Raw genomic sequence first — 13,817 nt, forward strand, 5'->3', positions numbered from 1 at the left:
TTCCTTCGCGTAAGCCTGTCGTGCAGATGGGCGCGTATCCTGTCGATCTTGGATCCATATTGCGCAATTGCGCGGACATGAAACCGTCATCCGAGGTCAGCAAAACGTCAGGGGGATGTTAAGCGCGCACATATAGGACCGCCGCAAAATGCAGGCGGGGCGACCCGTCGGCCGCCCCGAAGCCCTCCCACCACAGAAGGCATGTCCTCCACCACAAGGACGACCATTGAATTTCAGAGAGCTTTTGGGGGTGCAACCGCAGGTTTTGGGTTGATGGCGTATTGCAGGCAAAAATTGCGGAATGCCGCCGACCTTTGCCGCTATTCCCGGCAGGTGTTTGCCTGTAAGGCTAGCTTAATACAAAAGAAATGGGACAAATTTTGAAGTTTGCGCAGCAAGAGTCCTGACAGAGATCATACCCCGATCGACGTTCGCAAATCTAAATCTGGTTATGATAAGTGGTGCGGGTGGAGGGACTTGAACCCCCACGCCTTGCGGCGCCAGAACCTAAATCTGGTGCGTCTGCCAATTTCGCCACACCCGCATCGCCTGAGCACGGGCCTAGCCCCGCCAGAGTGTTGCGCTGATAGCAAAGCCTTTTGCCAAGCGCGAGGGGGAAAGTGATCCCTATGCCATTTTTAGGCCCAATCGCATTCGGGCTCCTTTTGCAGGCGCGTGACGTCTCCCGGTACGAAGATGCTGATGCGACAGGAGCTTATCACAACCGCCGATTGTGACCTGCGATGCGTCCGGCTATATTTCCGCAGCATCTTGCTGCAGGAGCCCGCATGACCGATCTCATTCCCGTGCATGAGCTTGAAGAACGCCTTGCGCATGTTCGACGCGATTTGCCTTTGGACCTGATCCCGATGGTCGAGCGGCATCATCAGAACCTGCTGGGGCTTGTGCAGGCATTGGAGGCTGCGGGCAGACCGCCCGAAACCATCCGGCAGACGGTGCAGAACCTGTTGCAAAGCTATGAGAAAGATCTTCTGTCGGTGTTCGAAGCAAAAAGCGGGGATTCCAAATGACGATGCAGGGGGATTTCAAGCTGGGTGACGAAGCCGGCAGGCTAAGTGCCCTGCACCGCTATGAGATTCTGGACACCCCGCCAGAGGAAGAGTTTTCCGACATCATCCGGCTGGTCCAATCGATTTTCGACCTGCCGCTGGTATCGATCAACTTCATCGATACCGACCGACAATGGTCCAAGGCCGCGGCAGGCATCCCGACGGAAATTCCCCGCGCCATGTCCATTTGCGATCACACGATCCGCGGACGCACTGCTTTGGATCTGCCGGACCTGACCGAACACCCGACCTTTGCCGCGAACCCCTTTGTGGCGGATGGCGGGGTGCGTTGCTATCTTGGCGTGCCGCTGACCAGCCCCGATGGCTATAATATCGGCGCGCTTTGCGTGGCCGGGGCCGAACCGCGCGAATTCAGCGAGGCCGAGGCCGACATCCTTCGCAATTTTGCCCGTCTTGTCATGTCCCAGCTTGAACTGCGCCAGATTGCACGAAACGACGCGCTGACCGGGGCGTTGACCCGCCGCGCGTTTCGCGAAAGACTGGAGCGGTCGCTGAACTCGGATGCCGAAATCGGATTGGTGCTGATCGACATCGACCATTTCAAGTCGATCAATGACCGTTTCGGCCACCCGGCGGGCGATGTCGTCCTGCGGTGCGTCGCGGAAACCTTGCGCACCCATTCCTTGCCGCACGAATGCCTGGGTCGTATCGGAGGCGAGGAATTCGGTCTGCTGTTGCCGGGTCGTGATGCATCGGCCGTTGTCGCACGGGCCGAAGCTCTGCGTCGTCAGGTCGTCGCGCTGGAATGGCCGGAGTTGAACGGTATCGCCGTGACCATCAGCCTTGGCGCGGCGATGCGTCGGGGCGACGAAACCGCCGATCAGCTGATGGCGCGGGCCGATATTGCGCTTTATGCCGCCAAACGCAGCGGCCGGAACCGCACGGTTGAGGCGGGAACGGAAAGCGAAGCGCCCGTTTGATGGCAGTCGGGTGGTGCGGTTGCATCGCTAAGGCGGTATTTCTGCGCGCCACCCCAATGCGGGCTTGAACCCGCGCACCAAGAGCGTATCTGACACATCCAGCAAGGCATCCGCGTCGGCCCTTTGCCCGAACACGGCTTACCCATCAGATCGAAAAACCAAAAGGACGGCGTAGCTTGGCTGCGGCGTCAGGTGTGCAAGTATGGCAAAAGACGAATTCGTCGGCAAGAAATCCGCTGCAGCGGGTGGCTGGGGCGCGCTGAAAAGCTGCGGACGACGGCTGATGGAGGCGCGCCGTCCTTTGTCCGGTGCCCGCACCATGCTCAAGGCGAACCAGCCAGACGGGTTCGACTGCCCCGGCTGCGCATGGGGTGACCCGGAACACGGCTCGTCGTTCGAGTTTTGCGAAAACGGGGTCAAGGCCGTCGCATGGGAGGCGACCCGCAAGCGCGTCACGCCCGATTTCTTTGCCACCCATAGCGTGACCGAACTTCGCGGATGGAGCGATTACGAATTGGAGCAGCAGGGTCGGCTGACCGACCCGCTGCGTTACGACCCGCAGACCGACCGTTATCACGCGATCGACTGGGACACGGCTTTTGCCGAAATCGGGGCAGCGCTGAAGGCGCTGGATCATCCCGACCGGGCCGAATTCTATACCTCTGGCCGCGCCAGCAATGAGGCGGCGTTTCTATACCAGATGTTCGTACGGCTTTACGGCACGAACAACTTTCCCGACTGCTCGAACATGTGCCACGAAGCCAGCGGGGTCGCGCTGATCGACGCCATCGGCATCGGCAAGGGCACGGTTCAGCTTGAGGATTTCGAGAAAGCTGACGCGGTTTTCGTCTTTGGCCAGAACCCCGGAACCAACCATCCTCGGATGCTGGCCGATCTGCGCAAGGCGACCGCGCGGGGCTGCAACGTCGTCGTGTTCAATACGCTGAAGGAAAAGGGCCTGATGCGGTTCGCCGATCCGCAGAACAAGGTCGAGATGCTGCTGGGTGGCAGCAAACCCACCTCGACCGATTATTTCCAGCCCCGGCTGGGCGGGGATATGGCGGCGGTACGCGGCATGGCCAAGGTGGTATTTGCCGCAGATGATGCGGCGCTGGCTGCGGGCAATCCTTCGGTGCTGGATCACGCCTTTATCGGTCAGCACTGTGACGGGCTGGACGATTGGCGTGCCGTGGTCGAGGCGACCGGTTGGCCGCAGATTGAGGAGCAATCGGGTCTGAGCCGCGCCCAGATCGAACGCGCAGCGGCGGTCTATCTGGCAGCGGACAGCGTGATTGCCACTTGGGCGATGGGGATCACCCAGCACCGCCATTCCGTCCAGACCATCCGAGAGATTGCCAATCTGTTGTTCCTGCGCGGGAATATCGGGCGCGAAGGTGCGGGACTTTGCCCCGTGCGCGGCCATTCCAACGTGCAGGGCGACCGCACCATGGGGATCGACGAAAAGGCGCCTGCCGCCCTGATCGACGCGATGGAGCGGGAACTGGGCGTCGCTTTACCGCGTGCCGAGGGTCACAACGTCATCGCGGCAATTGGGGCGATGCTGGGCGGCTCGGCCCGCGCATTCATTGGGCTGGGCGGCAATTTCGCCCGCGCGACGCCGGACAGTGCGCTGATCGCCAAGGCGCTGATGGGGTTGGACCTGACGGTGAACGTCGCAACCAAGCTGAACCATTCGCATCTGCTGCCGGGGCGGAAAAGCTATATCCTTCCGTGTCTTGGCCGGACCGAGATCGACCGAAATTCGCAAGGCACGCGCCAGATCGTCACCGTCGAGGACAGCATGAGCATGGTCCACGGATCGGGTGGGATCAACCTGCCCGCCTCCAAGGCGCTGAAATCCGAGGTGGCGATCATTGCAGGCATCGCGCAGGCGACAGTCGGCAATGGCGTCGTCGATTGGCAGGCTTTGGGCGACGACAATGACAAGGTGCGCGATCTGATCGGACGGGTGCTGCCGGGGTTTGCGGATTTCAACACCCGAGTCCGCCAGCCGCGCGGTTTCTGGCTGCGCAATCCGGCGGCGGAACGCGAATGGCGCACGCCGACGGGGCGGGCGAATTTTGCGGCGCATCCCCTGCCGCAGCAGACCGAATGGCAGCGGGTGCAGGGGCAGGCGGGCCGTTTCGTCCTGCAGACCTTCCGGTCGCATGACCAATACAACACCACGATCTATGCGCTGGACGACCGCTATCGTGGCGTCTACGGCGAACGGCGTGTGGTATTCATGAACGCCGACGACATGCGCGCACTGGGGGCGGAAACCGGCGATCGCGTTGACCTGACCGGCCCCGACGAAGACGGGGTCGAGCGGCTGGCCGAGGATTTCCGCCTTGTGCCCTATGACATGCCGCAAGGCTGCGTCGCGGGATATTACCCGGAGCTGAACCTGCTGGTCCCGCACGGTGCCTATGGCGAAAAAAGCTTCACGCCCACATTGAAATCCGTGATCGTCACCATCCGCCGCAGATGACCGATCCGGCGGAATGGGAGGCGCTGACCGAAGCGTTGATGACCCACCCCGCGCTTTCCGGGATCGGCGCGGGTCTGCTTGCGGCGGTGCATCTGGGGCTGGCGCGGGACAGCCGCCGCTTTGCGCAGCAATTCGGGCTGTCCCACGCGCTTGTCATGCGCGAATGCGCTGAACTTGCAGAACGCGGCCTGATCGTGGCGACCATGCCCGAGGGGCGGGCGCCACGCTATGATCTTGCCCTGTCGCCCGCGGGTCTGGCGGCGATGCAGGCCGCGTCAATCGGTTGACGACCCCATTCATCCCGCGATCTGCCGGGCTTTCTCGACCAGAACCTCGGCCTGCCTGATCGAGGCATAGTCGATCAGGCGTCCGTCCAGCGACACCGCGCCCTTGCCCTCGGCCTCGGCCTTGGCCATGGCCGCAAGGATGCGCTCGGCCCGGTCGACTTCCTTGGCGGATGGACTCATCACCTCATTGGCCAATGCGATCTGGCTGGGATGGATGGCCCATTTGCCCTCACAGCCCAGAACGGCGGCGCGATAGGCCGCGGCCTTAAAGCCCTCGGGGTCTGAAAAGTCGCCGAACGGGCCGTCAACCGGGCGCAGGCCATTGGCGCGTGCGGCGACGACCATCCGCGACAGCGCGTAGTGCCACATATCGCCCCAGTGCACGTTCCGCGCGCCATTCGCATCGGCATCGGTCAGGACCGAGTAGAGTTCGTTCACGCCGCCGATGACCGTGGTGCGGGCGCGGGTGCTGGCCGCGTAATCGGCCACGCCGAAATGCAGGCTTTCATTGCGCTTTGACGCGGCCGCGATTTCATCGACGTTCTTCATGCCAAGCGCGGTTTCGATGATATGTTCGAAACCGATCCGCTTTTTGAAGCCCATCGCATCTTCGATCTGCGTCACCATCATGTCCACGGCATAGACATCGGCGGCGGTTCCGACCTTGGGAATCATGATCAGGTCCAGTCGTTCACCCGCCTGTTCGACCACATCCACCACGTCGCGATACATGTAATGCGTATCAAGGCCGTTGATTCGGATCGACATGGTCTTGCTGCCCCAGTCGATCTCGTTCAGGGCCTTGATGATGTTCTTGCGCGCCTGCGGTTTTTCGTCAGGCGCAACCGCGTCCTCCATGTCCAGAAAGATGACGTCGGCGGCGGAATCCGCTGCCTTTTGAAACATTTGCGGCTGACTGCCGGGCACGGCAAGTTCGCTGCGGTTCAGGCGTGCGGGGGCTTGTTCGATCGCGAAGAAACTCATGGTAGATGCTCCTGCCGGGATGGGAATACCGCCAAAGAAAGGCGCAAGATAATTTCCGGTCAAGAAGAAATTATTACCGAAAATTACCTTTCGCCCTCGGCGTTCTCTTTGTGTCCACCGCTTTCAGCAATATTTCCACCCGGACGATTGGAGTAGAAAAAGGCGATGGCCTGCGCGCGGCTTTTTACGGAAAGCTTGTCGTAAAGGTTGGACAGGTGGAACTTGACCGTGTTCATCGAGATGCCCAATTCGCGCGCCAGTTCGCGATTGGTCAGCCCCTTGGACAGCGCCGCCAGCATGTCCAATTCCCGCCGCGACAGAGTTTGCATCGGGTTCCGGTTCAGCTCGCGCACATCCAGATAGGGAAAGACCATCTTGCCTGCCGCGACCGAGATGCAGGTGTCCAGCAGCGTCTCGACCGGATCGCTGCGCGAGACGAAGCCAGCCGCGCCCGCCGCCAATGCGCCCAGATGCGCGTCGCTGCCTTGCTGACCGTAGATCACCATGCGCGGCGCGTGCGGCATTTCACGCAGCAGCGACAACAGTTGTGCCGCACCCATCGCGGGCAGTGCCCAGTCGATGATCCCCACTTCGGCGGGCACGCGCCCGACATTGGCCAGGAACCCCTCGGCCGTTGAGGAGGTCGATAAAAGCGAGAATCGGCTGTCATGGACGAACAGTTCGGACATGGCGGACATGACCAGCGGATTTCCGTCCGCGATGGCGATATTGACCGCCTTTTGCAGGCTGCTGACGGTTCGGATCATAATTCCGCCACCTTGGTCCTAGGCCAAAGTCTGAGCTTTTGCGACATGATCTTGCTCCCACCAATCCGGGTAGGAAATATACTACCCATTTAGATACCCGTTTGCAGCATAATGTTACGTTGCGAGTTTTTGGAAGATGCGTTTCGTTAAGTTAAACATATTTAACCAACAGGAAACCTCATGGCCGAAGTGGTTATCTTCCCGCAACTGGAAATTCCCGACACGATCGCGGCTGGACCCGGTCCGGGGAATACCGATCCGCGTGTTCTGCAACGTTTTGCCAGCGCAGGCATGGCCGATCACATGCAGGCCGACGTCCTGCGCGGCATGGTAGAATGCAAGCTGATGCTGCGCGAAATCATGGGCACGCGAAACATTCACACCTTCGGCGTGGCAGGCACGGGCTGGAGCGGGCTGGACTGCCTGTTCAGCGCGGTGATGCCTGGCGACACGGTGGTCGTCTTCAACAACGGCACGTTTTCCGGGATCGACGGGCTGACGCTGCGGATGAAAGCCGCGACGGCGGATGAGCTGGCGGCATCGCCGCTGGATCCCAAGCCCGCTTCGGTCACGGTGGTGCAGGTGCCGCATGGCCAGTCGGTCACGGGCGATGTCGTGCAAACGGCGCTGGCGCAGCACAAGCCCAAATGGGCGGTGATGACGCATTGGGAAACCGGCTCGGGTCGGATCAACGATCTGCAGGGCTTCTCGGATGCGTGCCTTGCGCATGGTGCTATGGGACTGGTCGATGCCGTGTCGTCGCTGGGGGTGGAGGATTTCCGCATCGACGACTATCCCGGCGTCGCGGGCTGGGCATCCTGTCCGCAAAAGGGCATCTGCTGCCTGCCGCTGACCTATGCGCCGGTGTCCTTTACCGACGCCTATATCCAGAACCTGCGCCAGACAGGCTGCCGCACCTTTGTGCATCACCCGATCCTTGAGGCGCGGCACTGGGGCATCATCGACGGCAAGGACGCGGAAAAGGGCACCTATCACCGCACCCACAGCGCCTATGCGGTTGCTGCATTCCACGAAGCCCTGCGCATCACGCTGCAGCAGACCGTCGCCGGACGCGCGAAATCCTATGCCTTCCACGAGGCGGCGCTGCGCGATGCGGTGACGGCGGCGGGCTGCAATGTCACGTCGAACATGACGTCGCTTGTGGTCTTGAACCTGCCCGACAGCCTGAAGGGCCGGGAAATGGAGCTGGTGCAGGCCTGCCGCGCCAGGGGTTTCGGCATCTGGCCCACGCTTTCTGAACCGGTGCAGGTCCGCATCGGCATCCTGAACCTGCTGAACGAACGCGCGATTACCGATATCGTCACGCGCTTCGTCGGCCAGATGAACGACATGGGCGCGGATGTGGACATGGGTCCGATCAGCAAGCGCCTTGAGCAGCATTACCGGACCGCCGTCGCCGCGGAATAAACAGGCACGTCTTTGGGAGGAGGCGAAGATGGATATTCACGAATACCAGGCCAAGGAAATTCTCAGCCAGTTCGGCGTGGGCATTCCGCAGGGTGCGCTGGCCTATAGCCCCGAACAGGCGGCATATCGCGCCCGTGAAATCGGCGGCGAGCGCTGGGTCGTCAAGGCGCAGATCCATGCCGGCGGGCGCGGCAAGGCGGGCGGTGTCAAGGTCTGCAACAGCGACCACGAGATTCAGGCCGTGACCGAAGACATGTTCGGCCAGAAACTGGTCACGCATCAGACCGGCCCCGAAGGCAAAGGCATTTACCGCGTCTATGTCGAAGCCGCCGTGCCGATCGCGCGCGAAATCTATCTGGGCTTCGTTCTGGACCGGGCGACGCAGCGTGTCATGATCATCGCCAGCAGCGAAGGCGGGATGGAGATCGAGGACATCTCGGCCGAAAGCCCCGACAGCATGATCCGGGCGGTGGTGGAACCCGCCGTGGGCCTGCCCGAATTTCAGTGCCGCGAGATCGCCTTTGCCCTGGGCATCAAGCCCGGCATGATCCAGCAGATGGTCCGCACCCTGCGCGGCTGCTATCGCGCACTTCGCGAACTGGACGCCACCATGGTCGAGGTGAATCCGCTGGTTCTGACCGGCGATGACCGGGTGCTGGCACTGGATGCCAAGATGGCATTCGACAACAACGCCCTGTTCCGCCACCCGCAGATCATGGAGCTGCGCGACAAATCGCAGGAAGATCCCCGCGAATCCCGCGCTGCCGACCACGGCCTGTCCTATGTCGGGTTGGAAGGGAATATCGGCTGCATCGTGAACGGGGCGGGCCTTGCCATGGCCACGATGGACACGATCAAGCTGGCGGGCGGTGAGCCTGCGAACTTTCTGGACATCGGCGGCGGTGCGACGCCCGAACGCGTGTCCCGCGCCTTCCGGTTGGTCATGTCCGACAAGAATGTGCAGGCGATCCTGATCAACATCTTCGCGGGCATCAACCGTTGCGACTGGGTGGCCGAAGGCATCGTGCGCGCCCTGCGGGACGAACCGATCGACGTGCCCGTCGTGGTGCGACTGGCCGGAACGAATGTCGAAGAAGGCCAGAAGATCCTTGCGCAAAGCGGCCTGCCGCTGATCCGCGCGACGACCCTGATGGAGGCCGCAGAACGCGCCGTGCAGTCATGGCGCGCCGACCAGAACCGCAATCCGAACCTGAAGGTGGTGTGATGAGCATTTTCCTAGAACGCGAAACCAAGGTCATCGTCCAGGGCATCACTGGCAAGATGGCGCGCTTCCACACCAAGGAAATGCTGGATTACGGCACCAATGTCGTGGGCGGCGTGGTCCCCGGCAAGGGCGGTGAGAAGGTCGAAGGCGTCCCCGTCTTCAACACCGTCAAGGAAGCCGTCGCCGAAACCGGGGCCGAGGCCACGCTGGTCTTTGTCCCGCCGCCCGCCGCCGCCGACAGCATCATGGAGGCTGCGGACGCAGGCATCCGTTACTGCGTCTGCATCACCGATGGCATCCCGGCGCAGGACATGATCCGCGTCAAACGCTACATGTATCGCTATCCCAAGGAACGCCGCATGATCCTGACCGGCCCGAACTGCGCCGGAACGATCAGCCCCGGCAAGGCGATGCTGGGCATCATGCCGGGCCACATCTATTTGCAAGGCAATGTGGGCATCATCGGCCGTTCCGGCACGCTGGGGTATGAGGCGGCGGCGCAGCTGAAGGAACGCGGCTTGGGTGTGTCCACCAGCGTCGGCATCGGCGGCGACCCGATTAACGGATCATCTTTCCGCGACGTGCTGGAGCATTTCCAGAACGACCCCGACACCCACATCATCTGCATGATCGGTGAAATCGGTGGTCCGCAGGAAGCCGAGGCGGCGGAATATATCCGCGACCACATCACCAAGCCCGTGGTCGCCTATATTGCCGGTCTGACCGCACCCAAGGGCCGCACGATGGGCCATGCGGGGGCGATCATCTCGGCCTTTGGGGAAAGCGCGGCGGAAAAGGTCGATATCCTGACGGCGGCAGGCGTGACCGTGGCCGAAAACCCGGCCGTGATCGGGGAAACCATCGCCCGCGTCATGCAATAGGGGACCGTCATGGCAAAACCTCGCATTCTTGTGACCCGCCGCTGGCCTGCGGCGGTCGAGGCGCGGTTGGGCGAGATTTTCGACGCCCGGCTGAACCTTGACGACAAGCCCATGGGGTCCGGTGATTTTCGGGCCGCCATGCGGGAATATGACGCCATCCTGCCGACGGTGACCGACAAGATCGGTCCCGACGCGCTGGAGGTCGAACGCCCGCAAACCCGCATCCTTGCCAATTACGGCGTGGGTTACAGCCATGTCGATCTGGAACAGGTGAACCGCCACGGCATTGTGCTGACCAACACCCCTGACGTCCTTAGCGAATGCACTGCCGATCTGGCGATGACCCTGATGCTGATGGTGGCCCGCCGCGCGGGCGAGGGGGAGCGTGAGTTGCGGGCGGGCGAATGGACCGGCTGGCGCCCGACCCACATGGTCGGAACCAAGGTGTCCGGCAAGGTGCTGGGCATCGTGGGCTATGGCCGCATCGGTCAGGAAATGGCCCGCCGCGCCCATCACGGCTTTGGGATGAAGGTCATCGTCTTCAACCGCAGCCCCATCGCGCCCGAGGTTCTGGCGCAATGCAATGCGGTGCAGGTCGATACGCTGGACGATCTGATGCCGCTTTGCGACTTCGTCTCGTTGCACTGTCCGGGCGGGGCGGAAAACCGGCACCTGATCAACGCCCGCAGACTTGGGATGATGCGACCCGATGCGTTCCTGATCAACACCGCGCGCGGCGAGGTGGTCGATGAAATCGCCTTGTCGCAGGCCTTGTGGTTCGACGCGATCGGCGGCGCGGCGCTGGATGTGTTCGACGGAGAGCCGAAGATCAACCCGACGCTAAAGGATTGCGACCGTCTTGTCATGCTGCCGCATCTGGGCAGCGCGACCCGCGAAGCCCGCGAGGCGATGGGTTTTCGCGTCATCGACAATCTTCAGGACTTTTTCGCAGGACGCGCGCCGCGCGACCGGGTGAACTGATGCAGGGCGGGGCGCAACGCATCGACCCCTCCCGGCCCGAGGAGACGTCGCCGGATTATGCCGATCGGCTGCGGGCTCAGATGAACGGGCTGTGGCTGCGGGTCATCGCCCGCCGCGCACCCGCCATCCTGCCGCTGCTATCCGGGCAAGATGAAGCGGTGCCGCAGGGGCATGATGCCTCGGCCTATCTGCAGGCGCTGAACATCTGGTTCCACCTGCTGAAGATCATCGACGAAAACGTCGCCACCCGCGCCCGCCGCCTGACCGAAACGGACGAAAGCCCCGCCGCAGTCGAAGGCAGTTTTGCCCGCGTGATCGCGCTGGCCCCAAAGGCTGCGCCTGATACCATGCTGCGCAACCTGCAAGGGCTGTGCGTCGGCCCGACCCTGACCGCCCACCCGACCGAGGCCAAGCGCGTGACCGTGCTTGAAATCCACCGCCGCATCTATCGCGCATTGGTCACGCTGGAAACGCATCGCTGGACGCCGCGCGAAAGGGCCGACCTATGCGCGGATCTGGAAAGCGAAATCGATCTGCTTTGGCTGACCGGCGAATTGCGCCGCCAGCGCCCGACCCCGATCGATGAGATCGAATGGGGCCTGCAATTCTTTCGCGACAGCCTGTTCGACGCCGTTCCGAACGTGGTGCGCCGCTTCCATGACGCCGTGGGTGCGGACCTGTCCGGGCCGATCCTGCGCTTTCATTCGTGGATCGGCGGTGATCGCGACGGCAACCCGCATGTCACGACCCAGACGACCCGCACAGCTCTGCGCCTGTCACGGCAAGCCGCATTGGACCGCTATCGGCAGGGGCTTGGGCTGGCCGCGCAGCAGCTTAGCATCAGCAGCGCCATTTCGGCCCTGCCGCTTCATGCCCGCCAAAGCCTGCAGGACGTGATCGACGCCGCCCCCGTTCCCGGCGATCCCCGCAATCCCGGTGAGCTGTTTCGTCAGGCGCTAAGCGCCATTGGCCGCCGCATCACCGCCGAGGCTGCGCCCTATCCGCATGTCCGCGACTATATTGCCGATCTGCGCCGGATCGAGGATGCGCTGACCGACATCGATGCCGACCGGCTGGCCGCGCGTCTGATCCGTCCGCTGCGCTGGCAGGCCGAAGTGTTCGGCTTTCGCACCGTCACACTTGATGTGCGGCAGAACTCCTCGGTTACCACGCGGGCCTTGGCCTCGATCTGGGGGCTGACCGGCCCCGCACCGGAATATGGCAACCGCGAATGGTCGCAACGTCTGCGCGCCGAACTGGCGTTGGATGATATTCCCGCGCCCGACCGCAGCCGCCTGACCCCCGAGGCGGTCGAGCTGCTGGATCTGCTGGCCCTGATGCACGACACGCGGTTCGGCGATGATCCCTTGGCCATGGGGCCGTTTATTCTGTCGATGACGCGATCCTGCGACGATCTTTTGGGTGTGTTTCTGCTGGCGCGCCACGCGGGCTTTGGCCCCGAACGTCTGGACCTGCGCGTCGTGCCGCTGTTCGAGACGATCGACGATCTGCGTGCCGCCCCCGCCATTCTTGAGGAATTGCTGCGCGTTCCCATCGCCCGGCGCAGTCTGGAATGCGAAAACCGCCGGATCGAGATCATGCTGGGCTATTCCGACAGCAACAAGGATGGTGGTTTCCTGTGCGCCAGCCGCGAGCTGGAAAAGGCGCAGCGCAGCATCACCCGCGTGCTTGCGGGCCACGGATTGCTGCCGATCTTCTTTCACGGTCGCGGGGGATCGGTCAGCCGTGGTCAGGCACCGACCGAGCGCGCGATTGCGGCGCAGCCCGGCGGCACGATCAACGGTCGCCTGCGCACGACCGAACAGGGAGAGGTGGTATCTTCCAAATTCGCCAATCGCGGCACCGCGCAATATGAGCTGGAGCTCCTGACCTCCTCCGTCATGGCGCAGTCGCTGGTGGCGGCAGTGGAGCCGGTGCGCCCCGAATTCAACGACACGCTTGAGGCGCTGTCGGACATGTCCTGCACCGCATATCGCGCGTTGCTGACCCGTCCGGGCTTTATCCATTATTTCAATCAGGCCAGCCCGGTCGAGGAATTGACCATGCTGAAGATGGGTTCGCGCCCCGCACGTCGTTTCGGGGCGCAAAGTCTGGACGATCTGCGTGCGATCCCGTGGGTCTTTGCGTGGTCGCAGAACCGCCATCTGATCTCGGGCTGGTATGGATTTGGCGCGGCCATCGCGACGTTCCGGCGCTTTCGCGGGGCCGAAGGCGATGCGCTGTTGCGCCGGATGTTCAGCGATTCAAAGGTGTTCCGCCTGATCGTGGATGAAACGGAAAAATCGCTGTTTCACGCCGATATGACGGTCGCCGCGAAATATCGCGGGCTGGTCGCTGATGACGCGGTGGGGGACGACATCTTCGGGCGCATCCGGCAGGAATATGACGCCAGCACAGCCGCCGTGCTGTTCCTGACCGGAGAAAATGCGATCGGCCAGCGTTTCCCCAATATGTCGGCACGTTTCGGGCGGGTCCGCACCGAACTGGACCGCGTTCACGACCTGCAGATCAAACTTTTGCGCGACAATCGCCATCAACCCGGCAAGGGCGTGCCTGTTGCCCTGATGCAGACGATGAACTGCATTTCGGCCGCACTCGGCTGGACCGGATAGCCACAGGGAGACACCATGAACCAGATCAAACCCGCCGGATTCTTCACCGAGACGCTGGACAGCCGGGACCCGGCCGTTTTTGGGGCGATCCGCCAGGAACTTGGGCGCCAGCGCGACGAGATCGAGCTG

The 13,817-nt window shown here is 62.6% G+C and carries 11 protein-coding genes and 1 tRNA gene; 9 read left to right on the plus strand and 3 right to left on the minus strand.

Features of this window, described 5'->3' with window-relative positions:
- Positions 1 to 459: 459 nt before the first annotated feature.
- Positions 460 to 544 (minus strand) — tRNA-Leu (locus tag FN835_RS03765).
- A 244-nt stretch (positions 545 to 788) separates the two neighbouring features.
- Here FN835_RS03765 and FN835_RS03770 point away from each other — a divergent pair.
- From FN835_RS03770 to FN835_RS03785, 4 genes are all read left to right on the plus strand, one after another.
- Complete coding sequence (locus tag FN835_RS03770; protein ID WP_142661863.1) at positions 789 to 1,031, plus strand: hypothetical protein; 243 nt, start codon at positions 789 to 791, stop codon at positions 1,029 to 1,031.
- Positions 1,028 to 2,011 (plus strand): sensor domain-containing diguanylate cyclase, encoded by a 984-nt coding sequence (locus FN835_RS03775; protein WP_142661864.1) that lies wholly within the window; start codon positions 1,028 to 1,030, stop codon positions 2,009 to 2,011. Before FN835_RS03770 ends, FN835_RS03775 begins: the two co-directional genes overlap by 4 nt.
- A gap of 202 nt (positions 2,012 to 2,213) precedes the next feature.
- Complete coding sequence (locus tag FN835_RS03780) at positions 2,214 to 4,502, plus strand: FdhF/YdeP family oxidoreductase (RefSeq protein WP_142661865.1); 2,289 nt, start codon at positions 2,214 to 2,216, stop codon at positions 4,500 to 4,502.
- Positions 4,499 to 4,789 (plus strand): hypothetical protein, encoded by a 291-nt coding sequence (locus FN835_RS03785; protein ID WP_142661866.1) that lies wholly within the window; start codon positions 4,499 to 4,501, stop codon positions 4,787 to 4,789. Before FN835_RS03780 ends, FN835_RS03785 begins: the two co-directional genes overlap by 4 nt.
- A gap of 9 nt (positions 4,790 to 4,798) precedes the next feature.
- Here FN835_RS03785 and FN835_RS03790 read toward each other — a convergent pair whose 3' ends face one another.
- Both FN835_RS03790 and FN835_RS03795 read right to left on the minus strand, forming a co-directional pair.
- Positions 4,799 to 5,773, minus strand: a complete 975-nt coding sequence (locus FN835_RS03790; RefSeq protein WP_142661867.1) for an HpcH/HpaI aldolase/citrate lyase family protein — start codon at positions 5,771 to 5,773, stop codon at positions 4,799 to 4,801.
- An 83-nt stretch (positions 5,774 to 5,856) separates the two neighbouring features.
- Complete coding sequence (locus FN835_RS03795) at positions 5,857 to 6,540, minus strand: response regulator transcription factor (protein WP_142661868.1); 684 nt, start codon at positions 6,538 to 6,540, stop codon at positions 5,857 to 5,859.
- Between the two features lie 180 nt (positions 6,541 to 6,720).
- Here FN835_RS03795 and FN835_RS03800 point away from each other — a divergent pair, with 180 nt between their 5' ends.
- The 5 genes from FN835_RS03800 to FN835_RS03820 are packed head-to-tail and all read left to right on the plus strand — an operon-like array spanning position 6,721 to position 13,688.
- Positions 6,721 to 7,968: a pyridoxal-phosphate-dependent aminotransferase family protein gene (locus tag FN835_RS03800; protein WP_142661869.1), complete on the plus strand. Its 1,248-nt coding sequence runs from the start codon at positions 6,721 to 6,723 to the stop codon at positions 7,966 to 7,968.
- A gap of 28 nt (positions 7,969 to 7,996) precedes the next feature.
- The gene (locus tag FN835_RS03805; RefSeq protein ID WP_142661870.1) at positions 7,997 to 9,193 is read left to right on the plus strand and encodes a malate--CoA ligase subunit beta; all 1,197 of its coding nucleotides are present in this window, start codon (positions 7,997 to 7,999) and stop codon (positions 9,191 to 9,193) included.
- Positions 9,193 to 10,074 (plus strand): succinate--CoA ligase subunit alpha, encoded by an 882-nt coding sequence (gene sucD / locus FN835_RS03810; protein ID WP_142661871.1) that lies wholly within the window; start codon positions 9,193 to 9,195, stop codon positions 10,072 to 10,074. Before FN835_RS03805 ends, sucD begins: the two co-directional genes overlap by 1 nt.
- 9 nt (positions 10,075 to 10,083) lie before the next feature.
- Positions 10,084 to 11,055: a 2-hydroxyacid dehydrogenase gene (locus tag FN835_RS03815; protein ID WP_142661872.1), complete on the plus strand. Its 972-nt coding sequence runs from the start codon at positions 10,084 to 10,086 to the stop codon at positions 11,053 to 11,055.
- Entirely contained in the window at positions 11,055 to 13,688 is a 2,634-nt protein-coding gene (locus FN835_RS03820; protein ID WP_142661873.1) for a phosphoenolpyruvate carboxylase, read from the plus strand. The genes FN835_RS03815 and FN835_RS03820 overlap by 1 nt, the downstream gene beginning before the upstream one ends.
- The last annotated feature ends 129 nt before the right edge of the window (positions 13,689 to 13,817 follow it).

Source organism: Paracoccus laeviglucosivorans (genome assembly GCF_900182695.1).
GTDB lineage: Bacteria > Pseudomonadota > Alphaproteobacteria > Rhodobacterales > Rhodobacteraceae > Paracoccus > Paracoccus laeviglucosivorans.

Excerpts from the sequence above, each read along its gene's own strand:
- FN835_RS03770 (WP_142661863.1), top strand. The coding sequence starts at position 789 with ATGACCGATCTCATTCCCGTGCATGAGCTTGAAGAACGCCTTGCGCAT.
- FN835_RS03775 (WP_142661864.1), top strand. The coding sequence starts at position 1,028 with ATGACGATGCAGGGGGATTTCAAGCTGGGTGACGAAGCCGGCAGGCTA.
- FN835_RS03780 (WP_142661865.1), top strand. The coding sequence starts at position 2,214 with ATGGCAAAAGACGAATTCGTCGGCAAGAAATCCGCTGCAGCGGGTGGC.
- FN835_RS03785 (WP_142661866.1), top strand. The coding sequence starts at position 4,499 with ATGACCGATCCGGCGGAATGGGAGGCGCTGACCGAAGCGTTGATGACC.
- FN835_RS03790 (WP_142661867.1), bottom strand. The coding sequence starts at position 5,773 with ATGAGTTTCTTCGCGATCGAACAAGCCCCCGCACGCCTGAACCGCAGC.
- FN835_RS03795 (WP_142661868.1), bottom strand. The coding sequence starts at position 6,540 with ATGATCCGAACCGTCAGCAGCCTGCAAAAGGCGGTCAATATCGCCATC.
- FN835_RS03800 (WP_142661869.1), top strand. The coding sequence starts at position 6,721 with ATGGCCGAAGTGGTTATCTTCCCGCAACTGGAAATTCCCGACACGATC.
- FN835_RS03805 (WP_142661870.1), top strand. The coding sequence starts at position 7,997 with ATGGATATTCACGAATACCAGGCCAAGGAAATTCTCAGCCAGTTCGGC.
- sucD (WP_142661871.1), top strand. The coding sequence starts at position 9,193 with ATGAGCATTTTCCTAGAACGCGAAACCAAGGTCATCGTCCAGGGCATC.
- FN835_RS03815 (WP_142661872.1), top strand. The coding sequence starts at position 10,084 with ATGGCAAAACCTCGCATTCTTGTGACCCGCCGCTGGCCTGCGGCGGTC.
- FN835_RS03820 (WP_142661873.1), top strand. The coding sequence starts at position 11,055 with ATGCAGGGCGGGGCGCAACGCATCGACCCCTCCCGGCCCGAGGAGACG.